The organism is Streptomyces sp. NPDC046915 (genome assembly GCF_040644935.1).
In the GTDB taxonomy this organism is placed as follows: Bacteria; Actinomycetota; Actinomycetes; order Streptomycetales; family Streptomycetaceae; genus Streptomyces.
The window spans coordinates 48818-68142 of the sequence record NZ_JBEYXB010000026.1 but is presented as its reverse complement, the minus strand read 5'-3'; the positions used below and the strand labels follow the sequence as shown (position 1 = coordinate 68142).

The window sequence follows — 19325 nt, the reverse complement described above, 5'->3', positions numbered from 1 at the left end:
CCCGCCCGTTCGCACCGGCGCCCCTTCCGCCCGGACGCCGCCGCCCGTTCCGGCGGCGTCCGGAACCGCATGCTCCGCCCACTCGCCCCGCCGTCCGGCTGGGAGAAACCGAGGAATCTGGTGACCACCGCATCCCTTCCGGCCCCGAGGCCGGTGATCGCACCGCTCGCCGGGCCCGACGTCGCCCAGCCGGCCGCGGCCCAGCCCTACAGCTACCGGCGCCGCGAGGCGGTCGAGCCCGACTGGCGCCGCTTCCCCGGCTGGCGCGACGTGACGCCCGCCCAGTGGCGCGACGCCCAGTGGCAGCGCGCCCACTGTGTCAAGAACCCCGCCCAGCTGCGCCAGGTGGTCGGCCCCGGCGTCGACGACGCCTTCTTCGCCGACCTGGAGGCCGACCAGCGGCAGTTCGCCACGATGCCGGTGCTGCTCACCCCGCAGGTGCTCAACACCATCGCCCCGCACACCGAGCCCACCGCCGCCGCCTTCTACGCCGACCCGGTGCGCCGCTACATGCTGCCCGTCGCCACCGACCGGCACCCGCGCTGGCCGAGCCACCCCCTCGCCTCCCGCGACTCCCTGCACGAGGCGGAGATGTGGGCCGTGGAGGGCCTGACCCACCGCTACCCGACCAAGGTCCTGGCCGAGCTCGTCACCACCTGCCCCCAGTACTGCGGGCACTGCACCCGCATGGACCTGGTCGGCACCTCTACGCCGCAGATCGACAAGTACCGCTTCGTGCTGCGGCCCGCCGACCGCCTGGACCGCATGATCGCCTATCTGCGGGACACGCCCACCGTGCGGGACGTGGTGGTCTCCGGCGGCGACGTGGCCAACGTGCCCTGGCCGCGCCTGAAGTCCTTCGTCGACCGGCTCCTCGACCTCGACTCCGTCCGCGACATCCGCCTCGCCAGCAAGGCGCTGGTCGGGCTGCCGCAGCACTGGATGGCACCGGCCGTCCTGGACGGCATGGCCGAGCTGGCCGCCAAGGCGTCGGCGCGTGGCGTCTCGCTGGCGATGCACACCCATGCCAACGCCGCCCAGCAGGTCACCCCGCTGGTCGCCGAGGCATCGCGCGCACTGCTCGCGGCCGGACTGCGCGACGTGCGCAACCAGGGCGTCCTGCTGGCCGGTGTCAACGACACCTCCGAGGCCCTGCTCGACCTGTGCTTCGACCTGCTCGACACCGCCGGGATCATGCCCTACTACTTCTACCTCTGCGACATCATCCCCGGCGCCGAGCACTGGCGGCTCTCCCTGGACCGCGCGCAGCGCCTCCAGCACGCGATCATGGGCTACCTGCCCGGCTTCGCCACCCCGCGTCTCGTGTGCGACGTGCCCTACGTCGGCAAGCGGTGGGTGCACCAGATCGACGCCTACGACCGTGAGCGCGGCATCTCCGACTGGTCGAAGAACTACGTCACCTCCGTCGAGCACGGCGACCCGGAGGCCCTGCGCCGCGTCTACCACTACTACGACCCGCTGCACACGCTCGGCGAGTCCGGGCAGGCGTACTGGGCCGACCGGATGCGGGAGGAGCGGTGACGGCGCCGGCGGCGGAGGACTCGCCGCTGGGCCTGCACCGGGTGGTCTCGCCGCGCGGGGTGCTGCCGCAGGCGGCCGACCGGCTCGACCCCGACCCCCGGCTGCGCGAGGACGAGGTGCGCGTCGACGTCGAGCACCTCAACCTGGACGCGGCCTCCTACCGGCAACTCCACGAGCAGCACGACGGCGACGGCGACGCCATCAGGGAGACGGTGTGCCGGATCGTCCGGGAGCGCGGCAAGATGCACAACCCGGTCACCGGCTCCGGCGGGATGCTCATCGGCACCGTCGCCGAGGCCGGGGCGCGCGCCTCGCTCGGGCTGCGGCCCGGCGACCGGGTCGCGAGCCTGGTGTCGCTGACGCTCACGCCGTTGGAGCTGACCGACGGGCTGCGGTCCTGGGACGGCCTGAGCGAGCGTGTGCCCGCCCGTGGGCACGCCATCCTCTTCGGCCGGTCGGTCGCCGCGGTGCTGCCGCCGGACCTGCCCGACGAGCTGTGCCTCGCCGTCCTCGACGTGTGCGGGGCGCCCGCGCTCGCCGCCCGCACTGTGGCCGAGGCGGCCGTCGGTGCCGGGGCGGCGCCGTCGGTCGCCGTGCTGGGCGCCTCCGGCAAGTCCGGCAGCCTGGTCCTCGCCGCCGCGCGCCGGGCCGGGGCCGGGCGGCTGGTGGGCGTGGTCCCCGACGCCGCCGAGGAGGCGGCGCTCGCCGCGACGGGGCTGGCCGACACGGTGCTGCGCGCCGACGCGCGCGACGCGGTGGCGCTCAGCGGGGCGCTGGCCGGCTGCGGCGGGCCGGCCGACATCACCGTCGTCTGCACCGACGTGCCCGGCTGCGAGCACGCGGCGATCCTGGCCACCCGGGAGGGCGGCACCGTCGTCTTCTTCTCGATGGCCACGTCCTTCCCGGCCGCCGCCCTCGGCGCCGAGGGCCTCGGCGCGGACGTCAGAATGCTCATCGGCAACGGCTACCAGCCGGGCCACGCCGAAGCGGCCCTCGCCCTGGTCCGCACCGAACCGGCGGTCCGTGACCTGCTGGAACGCCGGGTCACCGCGGAGACGGCCCCACCGGCCCCACCGTCCCCACCGGCCCCGTCGGCGGCCGGACATACCGGGACGGAGGGTGCCACCGGACCCGTCGAGCCGACCGGGGAAGCCCGGGAAGCCGGGAAGACCGGGGCCGCCGTGCCTCCGGAGGCCGCCGGGCCCGTCGTACCGGCCGTACCCGCGGAGGCCGTCGGCCCCGATGCCCCCGCCGGCCTCCTCGGCGCCGCGGCCCCGACCACCCCCGTCACCTCCCGTGCCACCACCTCCTCCCGGCCCGCGGCGCGGCTCGGGCTCGACGGCGAACTGGTGCGGCGGGCGCGGGTGCTGGCCGCTCGGGCCGGGCGGCCGGTGGTCGACATGGCGCGGACGCACACCACCGTCGCCGTGGAGCGGGCCGCCCTGCGGCTGGCCGGGCTGTCCGGGGCCGATCCCGAGGGCATCCCCTGGGCGAACCGGCTGGTGGACGCCGTGCGCGACCAGGTGGGGCTGGAGCACGGCGTGGCCCTGCCGGTGTGGCACGCGCTGCGCGAGGGCGCCGCGCCCGACCTCGCCGGGCTGGCGGCCCGCGCCACCGCGCGCAACGTCGGCTTCCGCGTGCCCGAGGGCGTCGACGCGGACAGGGCCGTGCGGGACGCCCGCCGAGCCATGGCGCGGGGCATCGCGGTCATCGACGGCCGGCGGGAGGAGCGGGAAGGGATGCTCCGGCGCTGGGGCCGGACCGCGGGGCCGCTGATCTACCTGATCGTGGCCACCGGGGACATCCACGAGGACGTCCGGCAGGCGGTGGCGGCGGCCCGCGGCGGTGCCGACGTCATCGCGGTGATCCGCTCCACGGGCCAGTCCCTCCTGGACTACGTGCCCGACGGCGCGACCCGCGAGGGCTTCGCCGGCACCTACGCCACCCAGGAGAACTTCCGCCTGATGCGGGCGGCCCTGGACGGCGTCTCCGCCGAACTGGGCCGCTACGTGCGGCTGACCAACTACGCCTCCGGCCTGTGCATGCCGGAGATCGCGGTCCTGGCCGGCCTGGAACGGCTGGACATGATGCTCAACGACTCCATGTACGGCATCCTCTTCCGCGACATCAACCCCGTCCGCACCTTCGTCGACCAGCGCTTCTCGCGCCAGTTGCACGCCCGCGCCGGCATCGTCATCAACACCGGCGAGGACAACTACCTCACCACCGCCGACGCCATGCAGGCCGCCCACACGGTCACGGCCAGCCAGCTGCTCAACGAGTACTTCGGCAAGGAGGCCGGACTCACCGACGCCCAGCTCGGCCTCGGGCACGCCTTCGAGATCGACCCCGACCTGCCGGACTCCTTCCGCATGGAGCTGGCGCACGCCCTGCTGGCGCGCGAGCTGTTCCCCGACGCCCCGCTGAAGTGGATGCCGCCGACGAAGCACATGACCGGCGACATCTTCCGCGGCTATCTCCTCAACGGCTTCTTCAACCTGGCCGGCGCGCTGACCCGGCAGGACATCCTGCTCGTCGGCATGATGACCGAGGCCGTCGTCACCCCCTTCCTGTCCGACCGCGACCTCGCCCTGCAGAACGTCCGCTACGTGATGCAGGCCGCGGGCGCGCTGGAGGAGGACTTCCGGCCCGCCCCCGGCGGCACCATCGCGCGCCGCGCGGAGTCGGTGCTGCGCGAGGCCGTCGGGCTGCTGGAACGCATCTGCGACCGCGGCCTGCTCGACGCCATCGACGCCGGCACCTTCGGCGGGACGCGCCGCCCGGCGGACGGCGGCCGGGGCCGTGACGGAGTCGCCGAGTGCGCTCCCGGCTACCGCAACCCCGCCGTCGAACTCCTGGAGAACCCCCCGCCTCATTCCGAGACCGCCGGAGCCCCGGCGGCCGCACGTCCCGCCCGACGGGAAGGAGCCGACCGGCCATGACCCACCCCGAATCCAGTCCGGAAGAACGACCGAGGGTGATCCGGCCCTACGGGGACACCACCGACGACGGCATGGTGCAGCTGTCGTTCACGCTTCCGCTGCCGCACGACGCCCTGGCCGAGGGCGCCGCGCTGCGCCTGGCCTCCCTCATGGGCGTCCAGCGCCCCCTGCTGGTGCACGCCCGCCCGGTGGGCACCGAGTTCAGCTTCTTCGTCGTCTACGGCGCGGTCCTGCACGGGGTGGACCTCGACGCGGTGCAGGTGCTGGAGCGCGAGTACCCGCTGCTGTCCGCCCACGAGGCCGACGAGGCGATCCAGGAGGGGCTCGGCCGCGACCTCGTCGTCGTCGGCGCGTGCGTCGGCACCGACGCCCACACCGTCGGCATCGACGCCATCCTCAACGTCAAGGGATTCGCCGGGCAGAAGGGTCTCGAGTACTACCACGGCATACGGGTGGTCAACCTCGGTGCCCAGGTGCCCGTCGGGGTCCTGGCCCGGCGCGCGGCCGAGGAGGACGCCGACGCCGTGCTCGTCTCCCAGGCCGTCACCCAGCGCGACGCCCATCTGACCAATGTGCGGGAGCTGAGCGCCGAACTCGACACGGTGTTCGCGGACCGCGGCCGGCGGCCCCTGCTCGTCGTCGGCGGCCCCCGCTTCGATCCGCAGATGGCCGCGGAACTCGGCGCGGACCGTGTGTTCGGGCGCGGCACCACGCCGAACGACGTGGCGAGCTACCTGGTGCACGCGCTCACCGCCGGGCGCCGCCCGGTCGCGGACGAGGCCCGCGCCGAGACCGAACGGAGCACGGTGTGAACGCGGCCCAAGCGCTCCACGCGCGTCCCCTCACCGGCCCGCTGCCCGACGGCCTCCCCGCCGCCCCGCGACCGCCCGGCGCCGCCGCGCCGCCCGACCGGCTCGATCTCCGCTTCCACCGCGTGGCCGCCCGGCATCCCGGCCGCCCCGCGCTCACCGACGCCGAGGGCACGGTCAGCTACGGCTGGCTCGCCGAACAAGCCCGCGCCGTGACGGCCGCGCTGCGCGGCAGGGTCGCGCCCGGCGCCCCGGTCGCGCTGCGCTCCGGCGCCTCCCGGCACGCGCTCGCCGGACTGCTCGGCATCCTGGGCGCGGGCGCCTGCTACGTACCCGTCGATCCCGCCTATCCCGCGGAGCGCCGGCGCCATCTGCTCCAGGACTCGCGCGCCGCCCTGGTGCTGTCCCCCGACGAGCCGGACCCGGACGCCGCCGAGCGGGTCGTGGAGCGCGTCGGCGGGCTGCTGCTCACCGCCCGGCCGACGGCCGCCGCGCCGCACGAGATGCCCGATGACACCGCCTACGTCATCTACACCTCCGGCTCCACCGGGGCACCCAAGGGCTGTGTCGTCGGGCACGCCCAGGTGCTCGCCCTGCTGGACGCGGCCCTGCCGCTGTACGGGGCGGGACCGGACGACGTATGGACGCTCTTCCACTCCTGGAGCTTCGACTTCAGTGTCTGGGAGATCTGGGGGGCGCTGCTGACCGGCGCCCGCGCGGTGATCGTCGACCGGTCCGCCGCGGCCGACCCGGAGGCGTTCGCCGAACTCCTCGCCGAGCAGCGGGTCACGGTGCTCAACCAGGTGCCGTCCGCCTTCGGCGCCCTGGTGGCCGAGACCGCCGCCACCGGACGCCGGCTGCCCGCCCTGCGGCACGTCGTCCTCGGCGGTGAGGCGCTGGTCCCCGACGACGTCCGGCGCTGGTGGGCGGCGGACGTCGCCCCGGGAGCGGCGGTCACCAACATGTACGGCATCACCGAGACCACCGTCCACGTCACCTACGGCCCGCTCACGCCCGAGACGCTGGCCGAGGGCGTCCCCGGCCGCACCCCGATCGGCCGCCCCCTGGCCCATCTGACGGTCGAGCTGCGCGACGAGCACGGCCTGCCGGTGGCTCCGGGCGAACCGGGGGAGCTGTGGGTCGGCGGCGCCGGTGTCGGACACGGCTATCTGGCCCGCCCCGAGCTGACCGCGGCCCGCTTCCCCACCGGGCCGGACGGCCGCCGGTACTACCGCAGCGGCGACTGGGCCGTGGCCGGCGAGGACGGCCGGCTGTACTACGTGGGTCGCATGGACGGGCAGGTCAAGCTGCGTGGCTTCCGGATCGAACTCGGTGAGATCGAGCAGCAGTTGCGGACGGTGCCGGGGGTGAGCCAGGCGGCCTGTCTGGTCGAGTCCGCCGGTCCGGCCGGTGGCGCCGAGCGGCTGACCGCCTGCCTGGTGGCCGACCGTGCCGTGGCGCCGTCCCGGGCCGTGCGCGAGGCGCTGGCCGCCCGGCTGCCGGCGCACATGCTGCCGCAGCGCCTGGTCTACCTCGACCGGCTCCCGCTGACCGACCACGGCAAGCTCGACCGGCGGGCTCTGGCCTCGCTGTCGTCCGCTGCCGGGGGACCGGACCGGGGCTGAACGGCCCCACGCCGTGGCGCCGCTCATGGCTGCGTCAGGTTCAGGCCAACTTTCTGCGACACCTCGAGGGCGAGAATCATCAGGTGTGCCCGGTTGCTGATCCCCGTCTTCCCGCGGATCCGGCGCAGATAGGTGTCCACGGTGTGGGGGCTCAGGTTCAGGCGCCGGGCGATGGAGAGGTAGGTGTAGCCCTCAGCCAGGTACGACAGCACTTCGCGTTCGCGATCGCTGAGGGTGTCCAGGACTTCCACGGTGACGAAACTCATGGCGGGCCTTTCGTGGCAGGCGGTGCCGTACGGTGCGGCGGCTCGACGGCTCGGGCGCGGGGTGACTGAATGGGCAGACCACTCACCCGAGTTAAGGTGTGAGGGTTTTGTAGACGGACAATCGAGGGTGCGGACTGAGTGTGGTGGCCTGACTCGAGTGCGAGCCGCGCGTGACCGGCGGATCAGCCCCAGCCGCTGTCGTCGTCGGTGCGGGCGGGCGTGACCGCTGCATCGTCGGCGGCCGTGACCGCCTTCGCGGCGGTTGTCCGGTGGCCCCAGCCGCTGTCGTCGGTGTCGGCGACGGCGACCGTTTCGTCGTGGGCGGGTGCCCGGCGTCCCCAGCCGCTGTCTCCGTCACGCTCGGCGGCCGTGACCGCCTTCGTGGCGATCCGGTGGCCCCAGCCGCTGTCGTCGGTACCGGCGACAGCGACCGTCTCGTCGTGGGCGGGTGCCTGGCGTCCCCAGCCGCTGTCTCCGTCACGCTCGGCGGCCGTGACCGCCTTCGTGGCGATCCGGTGGCCCCAGCCGCTGTCGTCGGTACCGGCGGCCGTCATGGAGGCCGGGCGGACGTCCTGGGACGAGGCGGCCTGTACTCCGCAGAGTCCGACGGCGATGATCGCGCTCAGCGGGGCGAGGGCGACGAGGCAGGAACGAAGGGATTTCATCGGGGCACTCCTGACGCTTGCTTAGGAAGGGAACTGGTCGGGCGGTTCCGTTCATCTGGTGCTTCAAGACTGTCGTGGGAGCGGGGCCATGACTACGAATGACGCTGCTCACCAAGCTGCCGGGCAGCAAGACGAACAGGGGTCGGAAGTGTTCATAGCGGACGAAAGCTACTCAACCGATCCGTCGATACGGCCGAACGAACGGGAAGCGACGCTCTATCGCTGGGTGGCCCGCAACGAACGCCTGGAACGGGACCGCGCCGCCCGGGAACTCGGCCTGGACCGCGAGGAGATAGACGCCGCCCTGCTCTCCCTGACCGGCATGGGCCTGCTCAAGGCCGACTCCGAGGACCCCGCCCGGCTGCGGCCGGTCGACCCGGATCTGGTCGGCGCGGTCGTCACCGGCCGACTGGAATCCGTCATCCGCACCCAGCAGGCCGAACTGCACCGCATCCGGGAGCGGTTCTCCGATCTGCGCGGCCACTACATGGACAGCCTCAGCCACGCCTCCGCCGACGTGGAGGTCGTACCGCGCCTGGAGGAGGTGCGCGCCGCCCTCAACCGGGCCTCCGCCGAGTGCACCGAGGAGATGCTGACCAGCCAGCCCGGCGGCCAGCGGGACCCCGCGGTGCTCCAGGAGGCGCTCGGCCGGGACACCGCCATGCTCGCCCGCGGCGTGCGCATGCGCACCCTCTACCACCACACCGCCCGCTTCAACGGCCCCAGCCAGGCCTACATCGCCACGGTCTCCGCGCTCGGGGCCGAGTACCGCACCGTCCACCAGCTGTTCGGCCGGCTGATCGTGTTCGACCGCAAGATCGCCTTCGTGCCCGACCAGGGCGACTCCTGGGGCGCCGTGGTGGTGCGCGAGCCGTCCCTCGTGCACTACCTGTGCGAGGTCTTCGAGCAGACGTGGTCCGTCGCCGAGCCGTTCTCCGACGCGGCCGTCGACGGGCTCGAACTGGTCGCCAAGGACATCGACCGGACCATCGTGCGGCTGCTCGCCGCCGGGTTCAAGGACGAGACCATCGCCCGCCGCACGGGCATGTCGCTGCGCACGGCCCGCAAGCACATCGCGGACATCATGGAGACACTCGGCGCGGAGAGCCGCTTCCAGGCGGGCGTCCTGGCCGCGCGCAGCGGACTGACCGACCCCGAGAACTTCGGCACCGGCGAAAGCTGAGACGCCGCCCCGAGTGGGTCCCCTTCGCCCCGGGTCTCGGTACCGTGAGTCCGGGACTACCGCCGGACGCTCCGACGTACGAGAGTTCGAGCACGCGGGAGCGCGCCGGAGCCAAGATCCGCACGCGCCCGTGGCCACGTGCCGGAGGGGACGGGAGATCGTGTCCTTCCCCCGGGACGTGCCGCACGCCCTGTGACGCACGGTGTGAGCGTGCCTCCGCTCACGGGTGACCCGAACCGCGGAGCACCCACGCCGGCCCGTCGGCCGGGCGGGCGTCCAGGGTGTCCGTCACGGCCGTACGGCACGTCGGCGGAAGGCGCGACGAGGGGGAATCAGGACGTGGACATGGAATCGGCTCCAGTCGCCGGCAGGTCGCCCCTGGAGGTGTTCGCCCGGGATCTGGCGTTGTGCCTGTCGGTCAACCGTGACCGAGGTCCGGCCCTCGTCTGGCCGGACGGTGTGGAGTCCCTGGTGGCCGAGTCCTCCGTGGCGGACCTGGCCCAGGCGGCCGCCGGGGCCGCGCCGGGCACCCCGCCGCCCGCCCCGCCCGGACTCGCCCGCGCCGCCGAACTCTCCGAGGAACTGGGCCGGTTGCTCAGCTGCGAGGTGCACAGTTCCCTCGTCCTGCTGCCGGCCGGGGCGGAGCGGAACGGCGACACAGCCACCACCGACCTCGTCCTGCTCCCCGTACGGGGCGGCTGCGACTGCCGCGTGCACCTGGAGCCGCGTACACCGGAACCCACCGCCGCCGAGAAGGTCCTGAACCTGCGGCTGCGGGTCGGCGAGGCCCTCTACGTGCCCGCCGGACTCCGCTACGCCCTCGGCGGGGTGCACGCCCCCTGCGTCCTTCAGGTGCTCTCGCTGCACGACTCCGCCTGGTGACCGCCGCCCGGCCCGGCCGGCCGCCCGCCATCACGCGGGGGACCGCGAACCCGTGACTGGCTCGCGGCCCGCCCGCCGACGACGATCGCTGTCGTCACGAAAGGTGGGTCGCATGAAGTTCTCCGTTCTTGGACCGCTCGCCCTGAGCGACGGCGGCGGCAGCCGGGCCCTGCCCACGGCGCCGAAAACCCGCAGCCTGCTCGCGCTGCTCGTCCTCCACGCCGACCAGCCGGTGCCACAGGACATCTGCCTCGAGGAACTGTGGCCCGAGGAGATGCCGCCCTCCGCCGTGCAGAGCCTGCACACCCGGGTGCTGCACCTGCGCCAGGCCCTCGCGAAGGTGCCCGCGGTGGGCTCGCTGCGTGCCGCCAAGCAGATCCTGGTCACCGGGCACGGCGGCTACGCCCTGCACCTGGGGGAGAACCACCTGGACCTGCACGACCTGGAGCACCGGCTGCGCCTCGCCCGCCAGGCGGAACTGGCCCACGACGACCGCAAACTGTCCTTCGCGCTGCGTGACGCGCTGAGCCTGTGGCGCGGCCCGGTCCTCGGGGACACCCCGGCCGGCCCGCGCATCCAGGCCCACGCCACCAGCCTGGAGGAGCGCCGCGTCACCCTGCTGGAGAAGTGCGTGGAGGCGGAGCTGCGCCTCGGCCTGCACCACGAACTCCTGCCCGAACTGCGCAGTCTGACGGTGTATTTCCCCACCCACGAGAACCTGCACGCCCAGTACATGCTCGCCCTCTACCGGTCCGGCCGGGTGGCCCAGTGCCTGGAGGCGTACCGCCTGCTGCGCGACCGCCTCGTGGCGCAGATCGGGATCGAGCCCTCGCCGAGGCTGCGCGAGCTGCACGCGGCCGTCCTCGCCGAGAGCCCCGACCTCACCCTGCCCGGCCCCGGCTCCCGCCTGCTCAGCGCGGGCTGAGGGCGGCCGGCCGGGACCCGTGGCCCGACGCCGGCACCCGCCGCGCCACGTCCGCCGTGAGCGCCCCCAGCACGTCCTGGAGATAGAAGTGCCCGCCGGGGAAGTCGACGACCTCGGTGGGCCCGCTGGTGTGCCGCGCCCACTCGCCGGCCGCCGCGGCCGAGACGTCCTTGTCCTGCCGCCCGTAGTACACGGTGACCGGGGCCGCCAGCGCGCGGTCCGGGCCGCTGAACTCATAGGTCTCCATCAGCCGGTAGTCCCCGCGGATGGCCGGCAGCAGGAAGGCGCGGAACTCCTCGTGGGCCAGCAGCGCCGCGTCCGTGCCGCCCTGCTCCAGGATGTCGGCCAGCAGTGCCTCGTCGCCCTCCAGATGCCGGCGCCCCGGCGGGACCAGGTGCGGCGGCACCATCCCCGACACGAAGAGGTGGGCGACATCGCGGCCGTGCGCCCGGCGCAGCAGCCGCGCCACCTCGTAGCCCAGGGCCGCCCCCATGCTGTGCCCGAACAGGGCCAGGGGCCGGTCCGTCAGCGGCAGCAGCGCGGCGGCCACCTCCTCGGCCAGCACGGGCATGCTCGTGACGCAGGGCTCGCCGAAGCGGTCCTGGCGCCCCGGGTAGCAGACCGACACCACGTCCAGCGAGCCGGCCAGCTCCTCGGCCCACGGGCGGAAGAACGTCGGCGCCCCGCCGGCGTGCGGCAGGCAGACGAGGGTCGCCGGCCGCGGCTCCCCGGCCAGCACGTAGCGGCGCAGCCAGAGGTCCTGGCCGCGCTGTTCCCCGGTGTGCACACTCATGGTCGGTCCTTCCCTCGGGCGGTCGGTTCCGCGGTCAGCTCCCCGGCGGGCATCCACCGCAGGAACGGTACGATCAGGCCGGCCGCCGCGAGTGAGAACACCGCGAAGGCCGCGGACAGGCCGGCCGCCTGCGCCAGCGCGCCCGCCAGGGCCGAACCGAGCGGCAGCGCGCCCCAGCTGAACATGCGCAGCGCGGCGGTGTAGCGGCCCAGCAGCGCGTCCGGCACCAGCGACTGCCCGATGGTGCGGGAGTTGACCGACCACAGGACGCCGCCCATCCCGCCGAGGAACGCCGCCCCCGTGTTGAGCACCAGCGACGACGTCAGCCACGGCGTGGCGACCAGCACCAGGGTGCCGAGCAGGTCGGCGAACATCGCCCCCTTGCGGCCCAGTACCCGGTTGACGAGGCCGACGGTCACCGCCCCGACCACACCGCCCAGGCCCAGGGCGCTCATCAGGACCCCGTAGTCGCCGTCGTCGGCGCCCATGGACCGGGTGGCGGCGAGCGGGATCAGCGCCATCCAGGCACCCCAGCAGGCGCACATCACGGTCAGCGTCAGCGCCATGGTGCGCAGCAGCCGGTTGCCCCACAGGAAGGCGAGGCCCGCCCGGATGTCGCCGTGCACCGAGCGGACCGGGCCGGCCGGGGCCCCGTCGGCCCGGAACCGGCCGGCGAGGGGGACGAGCGGGAGCAGGATCAGCGTGCCCAGCACATAGGTGACGGCCGTCGCGCCGAGCGCCGCCGCCGTGCCCGCGGCCAGCAGGGCCGCGCCCACCAGGGGCCCGGCGAACTGGTTGCAGACGGTCTCCGCGCCCGCCATCCACGCGTTGGCCCGCTCCCGGCCGGGGCCCGCCACGGCGGCCGGCACCAGGGACGCGGCGGCGGTCAGGGCGACCACCTCGGCGATGCCGAGCACCAGCCCGCAGGCGAAGAGCAGCGGCACGCCCGCCCCGCCCCGGGCCACCGCGGCCATCAGCACGACCACCGACAGGGCCCGCACCCCGTCCGCGAGCCACAGCAGCAGCCGCCGGTCGAAGCGGTCGACGAGGACGCCGACGTGCAGCGAGGTCAGCAGCCAGGGCAGGGTCAGCGACAGGGTGACGGCGGAGACCGCCAGCGGCGAGCCGGTGACGTGGGCGGCCATGAGCGGGACGACGAGCTTCGTCACGCCGTCGGCGAGGTTGGTGACGGCGGTGAAGACCGTCAGCAGCCAGGTGTTGCGCGGACCCGTCCGCTCCGGGCGGGCGGCCGTGCCGGCGACGGGGGCCGGGGTGGGTGCGGTGGTCATACGCACGACTCCAGGGGCGAGGAGCGGCGGGCGAAGTGCACCAGGGGCGTCAGGTCCTCGCGCGTGCGGGTGTGCAGGACCCGGCCGGAGACCAGGACGTGGTCGTCCAGGGGTACGCAGTCCGCCACCCGGCACACGGCGCCGGTGACGGTGCCCGCCAGCAGCGGGGCGCCCTCGACCGTGTCGTAGGGCACCTGGTCGAAGCGCCGCTCGGCGGGCAGCCGCGCGAAGCGGTCGGCGAGCGCGCGCTGCTGCCACGACAGCACGTTGACCGCGAAGCCGCCCGCCGCCCGGACGGCGCGCAGGGTGCCGCTGCCCGCGGCGAGCGACACGACCAGCGTCGGCGGGCGGTCGGTGAGGGAGAACACCGCGGTGGCGGTGCAGCCCACCGGGCGGGTGCCCGTATGGGCGGTGATCACCGTGACGCAGGTGGCGAAGCGGGTCATCGCCTCCCGGAACTCGGCCGGCTGGACGGAGCCGGCGCCCTCGGGCACCGGACCCGGGGCGGTGGTCTCCGCGGTGAGCGCGGTCATCGGGAACTTCCTTCCAGGCGGGGGAGCGGCGGGTTCTGTGGCGGGTTCGGTACCGGAGCCGTCATCGGCTGCCGGCGTCCAGGGCGCGCCGCAGGGCCGTGCGGTCGGTCTTGCCGTTGGCGTTCAGCGGCAGGGCGTCCAGGACCGTGAGCGAGGCGGGGACCATGTACGCGGGCAGCCGGGACCGCAGCGCGGTGAGGACCACGGAGGGGTCGACGGCGTCGCCGGTGCAGGCGGCGGCCAGACCGGTCTGTCCGCCGGTGCCCGGCAACGCCAGGACGACGGCGTCCCGGACCCCGGGCACGGCGCGCAACGCCGCCTCGATCTCGCCCAGTTCGACCCGGTAGCCCTGGATCTTCACCTGCTGGTCGAGCCGGCCCAGATGGACCAGGCCCGCCCCGCTCACCCGCACCCGGTCGCCGGTGCGGTAGTACAGGCCGGGCTCCGGGGGCGCGGTGTCCGTCACGACGGTGGCCCTGCCGTCCGCGTACCGGACGAAGCGGCCCCGGTTGTCCTCCGGGTCGAGGTACCCGGGGAAGCGCTGGACGCCGCGGACGCACAGCTCGCCCTCGGCGGCCGGGCACCCGTCCTCGTCCAGCACCAGGTGGTCCAGGCCCGGATACAGCGTGCCGATCGGCACCGCCACCCCCGCCTCCTCCGGGCCGGCGGCACCGTCCAGGCGGAACTGGGAGCAGCTCAGGGTGAGTTCGGTGGGGCCGTACAGGTTCTCGGTCACGGCCGCCGGTGCCGCGGCCCGCCAGGCCGCCGCCTGGGCGTGGGTGAGCGGCTCGCCGCAGAACAGGCTCCAGCGCAGCCGCGGCATGGAGCCCGGGGCGAGCTGCCGCAGCCGCGCGGCGAGCGAGACGACCGAGGGCACGGAGAACCAGTGGGTGATGTCCTCACGGGCCACGAACCGGGCCGGGGCGAGCAGGTCGTGCGGGCCGGGCACCACGACGGTGCCGCCGGACGCCCACGCCCCGAACAGGTCGAAGACGGACAGGTCGAAGGTGAGGTCGAAGGTCTGGCTCAGCCGCGACCCCACGCCGAGGCCGTAGCGCGGGACGACGTGGTCGAGATACGCCTCGACGCTGCGGTGCCGCACCGGGACGCCCTTGGGGGTGCCGGTGGAGCCGGACGTGAACAGCACGTACGCCACGTCGTCCGCGGCCACCGGGCGGGGCGGCGGGGCGAGGCGGTCCGCCACGTCGTCCGGCCCCTCGGCGAGCGGAGTGACGACCGGCACCGGCAGTGCCGCCTGAGCCTGGTCGGGCTGGGCCAGGACCAGGTCGAGCCGGGCCCGCGCGGCGATGTCCGCGGTGCGCGCCACCGGGAAGGCCGGGCCCAGCGGTACGACGACGGCGCCCAGGCGCTGCACCGCGAGGTAGCCCGCGTACGCCGTGACGGTGCGGGAGGCCAGCAGCCCCACGCGCCGGGGCACGGCGCCGCCGCGCACGTCGAGGAGCAGCCGGGCCAGCCGGCCGGCCAGCGACTCCAGCCGCCGGTAGGTGTAGGTCTCGCCCCCGACCTCCAGGGCGACCGTGTCCGGATGGCGGCGCGCGGTGGCCGCGAACCGGCCGTACAGGCCGCTCGGGGCCGCGTCCGCCGCCGTGCCGTCACCGGCCGGGGTGCTCGTCACGCTGTCATCGCTCATGGCTCAGGTCCTCCGTCCGCTTGATGGCCGTCGTCTCCAGGTCCCGCAGGGCGTCGAGCAGTTCCGTGAACGCCCGCTCGATCACGGCGGGGCGTGGCCGGCCGCGGTCGGCGGAGGCCGTCGCGAAGCGGGCCGCGCGCGGCAGTTCCGCCCAGGCGGCCGCCGCCCGGCCCACGGCCTCGGGCGCGCCGGCACCCTCGCCCAGGGCGGCGAGCCGGTAGCGCTGGTGGCGGGCCGCCGTCCACAGGTCGTCGGCGTGCGCGGCCAGGGCCCGCGGGTCCCCGCACACCCGTGCGGCGACGTGCCGCAGGGCGGCGTCGCCGTGCACCCAGTGGCCCGCGCCGACCGGTCGCCGCACGGCGGCGGCCCGTTCCAGCCAGCGGTACTCCCCGGCATCCGCCGGGGCGTCCTCCTCGCCGAGCGCGTAACGGTCCCGGTTGGCGGCCTGCCCGGTCAGGGCGGCCGGCGGTGTCAGGGCGGTGCGCAGCTCGGCGTCGGTCAGGGTGCCCGCCCACGGATTGTGGGCGCCGTGCGGTGTGAGCGCCTGGAAGGGGTCGCGCACCGCCCAGCGGCCGTCCGCCAGGGCCTCGACGAGCAGCCAGTGCGGGGTCTCGGTTCCGCCGTACGCCGGGGACCAGGGCAGGTACCGGGTGTTGCCGACGGCGATCAGCCGGCCGCGGCGGGCGGCCTCCCCGGCCAGCGCCGCCCGCGCCGTCTCCCAGGCGGCGGCCGAGCGGTGGGTGAGGCCGGTGCCGTGCGCGTCGACGTCGATCCGCGTGTGGTGGGAGAAGGCCATCCCGCCCTCGGTGGGGTCGGTGCGCACCGCCAGGCGGATCGCGGCGGCGAACTCGGTGTGCGCCGACGGGCGTTCCGTCTTCAGATAGGGCAGGAGCGCGGCCGTGTAGCAGCTCAGTTCCGGCGCGGCGGCTTCGGTGGTCATGGTGTCTCCGGTGCGGGATTCGGGTCCGGCAGGGCGGTGTGGGCGATGCTCAGCGGGACGGTCGTGCGGCCGCGCAGGCTGGTCCAGCGGTAGGGGCCCCAGGTGCCGCGGGTGGCCGGGAGGGGGACGTCGATGGACCACGGCCGGCCGGCCAGGCCGGTGCCCGCCGCCTTCACGCACGCCTCCTGTACGGTCCACAGCCAGGCGAACTCCTCGGCGCGCGGCCCTGACGGCAGCCGGATCAGCGTCTCCGCGCGGTCGCGCGCGCAGCGGCGCAGCAGGGCGTCCGCCACCGACGGCGGCGCGTGCTGCACGTCGAGCCCGACCGCGTGGCCGAGGGCGGCGCAGGCGGCGACGGCGTCACCGTCGTGGCTGACGCTGATGCCGAGCCCGGGCCAGCCGGCCAGGGCGGGGCGCCCGTGTGCGGAGTACACGACGTCGGCGTTCCGGGCCGCGGGGAAGCGCGCCGCGAGCAGTCCGCGCAACGCCCGCCGGGCGGCGAGGCGTTCGGCGGCGCGCACCGGGGGCAGCGCGGCGGCGTCGGCCAGGTCCCGCTCGGTGAGCCGGCCGTGGGGCGGGCAGCCGTCGGCGAGCGCCACCCACACCCCCGGGGCGGCCTCGGCGAGCAGCCGTCCCCGGGGTCCCGCGGCCCGCGGGGGCGCGGTGCGCAGCGCGGTGCCGGTCATGCGGCCAGCCCCTCCACCAGCGGCACCAGCCGGTCGGCCACGGTGTCCAGCACGACCTCGGTCGCGCCGCCACCGATGCCGAACAGCGCGGCCTCGGAGCGCAGTTGCTGGATGCCGCCGGCGGCGAACCCGTCCGCGCCCCACAGCTGGGCGCAGACCGTGAGCACGTGCTCCACCGTGGCGCCGGAGGCCGCCTTGAGGACCGCGGCGGCGGTGGCGTCCCGCCGGCCGGTGATCCGCTCGCGCGAGGCCGTCCACAGCGCGTCCAGCGCGCTGACCCGCACGGCGCACTCCGCGAGCCGCTGCCGTACGGCGGGGTTGCGGTCGAGCGGGGTGCCGTCGACGGTGCGTCCGGCGAGCCGCGTCGCGGTGTCCGCGAGCACCCGGCGGCACAGTTCGGTGCCCCAGGCGGCCGAGGCGAGCCGTTCCACGGCGATGTTCCGGGCGAACAGGGCCAGGCCCCGGCCGGGCCGCCCCAGGAGGTGATCGCGGTCCAGCCGGCACCCGGAGAAGGTGACGTGGCCGACGCCGGACCCGGCGAACAGCGGGGTGTCGGCCGGACACACCGTCACGCCCGGGGCGGAGAGCGGGACGAGGAGCCAGGTGAAGCTGGTGAAGTGGCGGCCGGGGCGGTGCCGGGCCAGGACCAGGGCGTGGTCGGCGGTGGTGGCCGAGGTCACCCAGCGCTTGACGCCGTCGAGGACGACGGTGCCGCCGTCGGTGTCCGCCGCCGTCAGGTCCACCCGGGTGGCCATTCCGGCCAGGTCCGAGCCGGCCTGCTGGTCGGTGGCCGCCAGCGCGAGCAGGTCCTGCCCCTCGGCCGCGGAGCGCAGCACCTTCTCCGCCACCGGCGACGACGCGGTCTGCGCCAGCAGCGGCAGGGCGGTGGCCAGTTGGACGAGCAGGGACAGCACGAGCCCCTGCGGGCCCCGCGCGTCGGCGGCGCCCAGCAGCCGGCGCAGCAGCACCGCGTCGATCTCCCCGGCGGGACCGGCCGGGTACAGCCGGTCGAGCAGGCCGGCACGGGCCAGGCCTGCCAGCACCTCCCGGGCGTCCCGGCCGGGCGGCAGGACGCCGGCCGCCTCGTCAGGCATAGCGCACCTCCTGGTCGAGCAGGGCGAGCCGGCCGTCGGCCAGGTGGAGGCGGTCGTTGCTGTAGTTGAGCGCGGCCGACCGCAGGTCGCGCAGGGAGCGTTCCAGGCCGGTGGGGGAGTCCTTGAGGTAGCCGTGCCGCATCCCGACCGCGGTCACCAGGTCGTCGACGGCCCGGTGGCACTGCTCGGACGCGGTCAGCTTCAGGGCGTTGACGAGGAGCTGGTGGCGCGGGTGCGAGAGGTCCGCGCCCTCCTCGACGGCCCGGCGGACGGCGCCGGCGGTGTGCCGCAGCATCGCGTGCACCGTGTCCAGGCGCTGGCGCGCGGTCGAGAGCCGGGTGAGCAGCAGCTCGGAGGAGAGGTCGGAGCGGCGGCGGCCGGAGCCGCCGCGCAGCTCCGACACCACCCGCGACAGGGCGCCGCTCGCGGTGCCCAGCCACGCCGCCGACCAGCCCAGGTGGGCCAGCGGCCCGAAGGTGTTCATCGCGATCCGCCGGAAGGCGCCGTGCTCCCCGACCACCTGGTCCTCGGGGACCCGGCCGGTGAGCTGGAGCGCCGTGCTGTGACTGGCGCGCATGCCCAGCGGGTTCCAGGTGCCGCGCTGTGTCACCTCCAGCTGGTCGCGGTGGGCGAAGACCAGCGAGACCTCGCCGTCGGACCGGGCGTGCGGGCTGCGCATGGTGATGAGGTAGCCGTCGGCGTGCATCCCGCCGGTCACCACGGGGGCGAACCGGTCGATCTCCAGCCGGCCGTCCCGCGCGCCGAGTTCGGCCCGCGCGGAGAGCAGGTGGCCGCCCTTGCCGGCCTCGGTGGTGACCGAGGCGAGGTACATCCGCCCGGCGGCGATCTCCGGCAGCAGTTCCCCGGCCAGCCGCGGGCCGGCGTGCCCGGCGATCGCGGCGACCTGCTGGCAGTGCATGGCGAACACCATGGCCGTGGACATGTCCGCGCGGCCCAGCTCGATGGTGATGTCGATCAGGTCGTCGACGCTGCCGCCGGGGCCCCCGTGCCGGGTGGGCACCAGCAGCCCGAGCAGCCGGGGCCGCAGGGCGTCGAGCACAGGGACGGGGAACTCGGCCCGCTCGTCGCCGTGCGCCGCATGCCGGCCCGCGAGGGCGGCCACCTGGTCGACCTCGGCGCGCAGCGACGCGGACAGCCCGCAGGACGTAGGGACGGCCGGCGTGGCCGCGGCCGGCGCGGGGGCGCTCACACCGACTCCGCGGCGACCGTGGCGGTGTCCCGCGCCGCCTGCGTGGCCCGCCACAGGTTGCCGGCCGTGGTGAAAGTCTCCTCGACCAGGGCCTCGTCGGGCAGGGCGACGCCGAGGGTGTCCTCCAGCGCGAACATCAGCTCGATGGCCTGCATGGAGTCCAGCCCGTAGGTGCGCAGGGGGGTGTCCTCGGTGATCGTGTCGCCGTGCAGGAACGGCAGGAACGGCGTGAGCGTCTCGACGAAGCGTGCGTCCATCGTGATCAGTGCCTTTCTTGGCATGAGGGAGGA

Annotated in this window: 18 protein-coding genes; 7 read left to right on the top strand and 11 right to left on the bottom strand. The window is 75.2% G+C overall.

What is annotated here, in order from left to right:
• Window positions 1-156: 156 nt before the first annotated feature.
• The 4 genes from ABZ915_RS41770 to ABZ915_RS41755 are packed head-to-tail and all read left to right on the top strand — an operon-like array spanning window position 157 to window position 6918.
• Window positions 157-1542, top strand: coding sequence for a lysine 2,3-aminomutase (locus ABZ915_RS41770; RefSeq protein WP_361814468.1), 1386 nt, complete (start codon window positions 157-159; stop codon window positions 1540-1542).
• Window positions 1539-4484, top strand: a complete 2946-nt coding sequence (locus tag ABZ915_RS41765; RefSeq protein ID WP_361814360.1) for a lysine 5,6-aminomutase subunit alpha — start codon at window positions 1539-1541, stop codon at window positions 4482-4484. The genes ABZ915_RS41770 and ABZ915_RS41765 overlap by 4 nt, the downstream gene beginning before the upstream one ends.
• Window positions 4481-5296: an OAM dimerization domain-containing protein gene (locus ABZ915_RS41760; protein WP_361814359.1), complete on the top strand. Its 816-nt coding sequence runs from the start codon at window positions 4481-4483 to the stop codon at window positions 5294-5296. Before ABZ915_RS41765 ends, ABZ915_RS41760 begins: the two co-directional genes overlap by 4 nt.
• Window positions 5293-6918, top strand: a complete 1626-nt coding sequence (locus tag ABZ915_RS41755) for an amino acid adenylation domain-containing protein (protein ID WP_361814357.1) — start codon at window positions 5293-5295, stop codon at window positions 6916-6918. The genes ABZ915_RS41760 and ABZ915_RS41755 overlap by 4 nt, the downstream gene beginning before the upstream one ends.
• A 23-nt stretch (window positions 6919-6941) precedes the next feature.
• Here the strand turns inward: ABZ915_RS41755 and ABZ915_RS41750 are convergent, their stop codons facing one another.
• Both ABZ915_RS41750 and ABZ915_RS41745 read right to left on the bottom strand, forming a co-directional pair.
• Complete coding sequence (locus tag ABZ915_RS41750; protein ID WP_361814356.1) at window positions 6942-7184, bottom strand: helix-turn-helix transcriptional regulator; 243 nt, start codon at window positions 7182-7184, stop codon at window positions 6942-6944.
• Window positions 7185-7366: 182 nt separating this feature from the next.
• Window positions 7367-7849, bottom strand: a complete 483-nt coding sequence (locus ABZ915_RS41745) for a hypothetical protein (protein ID WP_361814354.1) — start codon at window positions 7847-7849, stop codon at window positions 7367-7369.
• A 226-nt stretch (window positions 7850-8075) separates the two neighbouring features.
• Here ABZ915_RS41745 and ABZ915_RS41740 point away from each other — a divergent pair, with 226 nt between their 5' ends.
• From ABZ915_RS41740 to ABZ915_RS41730, 3 genes are all read left to right on the top strand, one after another.
• Window positions 8076-9032, top strand: coding sequence for a helix-turn-helix transcriptional regulator (locus tag ABZ915_RS41740; protein ID WP_361814352.1), 957 nt, complete (start codon window positions 8076-8078; stop codon window positions 9030-9032).
• 345 nt (window positions 9033-9377) lie between these two features.
• Window positions 9378-9914, top strand: coding sequence for a hypothetical protein (locus ABZ915_RS41735; protein WP_361814350.1), 537 nt, complete (start codon window positions 9378-9380; stop codon window positions 9912-9914).
• A 112-nt stretch (window positions 9915-10026) separates the two neighbouring features.
• The gene (locus ABZ915_RS41730) at window positions 10027-10839 is read left to right on the top strand and encodes a BTAD domain-containing putative transcriptional regulator (RefSeq protein ID WP_361814348.1); all 813 of its coding nucleotides are present in this window, start codon (window positions 10027-10029) and stop codon (window positions 10837-10839) included.
• On the opposite strand, the gene ABZ915_RS41725 is transcribed toward ABZ915_RS41730, so the two are convergent.
• From ABZ915_RS41725 to ABZ915_RS41685, 9 genes are all read right to left on the bottom strand, one after another.
• Entirely contained in the window at window positions 10826-11632 is an 807-nt protein-coding gene (locus ABZ915_RS41725; RefSeq protein ID WP_361814346.1) for an alpha/beta fold hydrolase, read from the bottom strand. The genes ABZ915_RS41730 and ABZ915_RS41725 overlap by 14 nt on opposite strands.
• On the bottom strand, window positions 11629-12921 hold the full coding sequence (locus ABZ915_RS41720; RefSeq protein WP_361814345.1) for an MFS transporter: 1293 nt from the start codon (window positions 12919-12921) through the stop codon (window positions 11629-11631). The genes ABZ915_RS41725 and ABZ915_RS41720 overlap by 4 nt, the downstream gene beginning before the upstream one ends.
• The gene (locus ABZ915_RS41715) at window positions 12918-13454 is read right to left on the bottom strand and encodes a flavin reductase family protein (RefSeq protein ID WP_361814343.1); all 537 of its coding nucleotides are present in this window, start codon (window positions 13452-13454) and stop codon (window positions 12918-12920) included. Before ABZ915_RS41715 ends, ABZ915_RS41720 begins: the two co-directional genes overlap by 4 nt.
• A 61-nt stretch (window positions 13455-13515) precedes the next feature.
• The gene (locus tag ABZ915_RS41710; protein WP_361814341.1) at window positions 13516-15105 is read right to left on the bottom strand and encodes an amino acid adenylation domain-containing protein; all 1590 of its coding nucleotides are present in this window, start codon (window positions 15103-15105) and stop codon (window positions 13516-13518) included.
• Window positions 15095-16045 (bottom strand): hypothetical protein, encoded by a 951-nt coding sequence (locus ABZ915_RS41705; RefSeq protein ID WP_361814339.1) that lies wholly within the window; start codon window positions 16043-16045, stop codon window positions 15095-15097. The genes ABZ915_RS41710 and ABZ915_RS41705 overlap by 11 nt, the downstream gene beginning before the upstream one ends.
• Window positions 16042-16731, bottom strand: a complete 690-nt coding sequence (locus tag ABZ915_RS41700) for a 4'-phosphopantetheinyl transferase superfamily protein (protein WP_361814337.1) — start codon at window positions 16729-16731, stop codon at window positions 16042-16044. Before ABZ915_RS41700 ends, ABZ915_RS41705 begins: the two co-directional genes overlap by 4 nt.
• Window positions 16728-17825: an acyl-CoA dehydrogenase gene (locus ABZ915_RS41695; protein ID WP_361814335.1), complete on the bottom strand. Its 1098-nt coding sequence runs from the start codon at window positions 17823-17825 to the stop codon at window positions 16728-16730. The genes ABZ915_RS41700 and ABZ915_RS41695 overlap by 4 nt, the downstream gene beginning before the upstream one ends.
• Window positions 17818-19035: an acyl-CoA dehydrogenase family protein gene (locus ABZ915_RS41690; RefSeq protein WP_361814333.1), complete on the bottom strand. Its 1218-nt coding sequence runs from the start codon at window positions 19033-19035 to the stop codon at window positions 17818-17820. Before ABZ915_RS41690 ends, ABZ915_RS41695 begins: the two co-directional genes overlap by 8 nt.
• Window positions 19032-19292, bottom strand: coding sequence for an acyl carrier protein (locus ABZ915_RS41685; RefSeq protein ID WP_361814331.1), 261 nt, complete (start codon window positions 19290-19292; stop codon window positions 19032-19034). Before ABZ915_RS41685 ends, ABZ915_RS41690 begins: the two co-directional genes overlap by 4 nt.
• Window positions 19293-19325 lie beyond the last annotated feature (33 nt).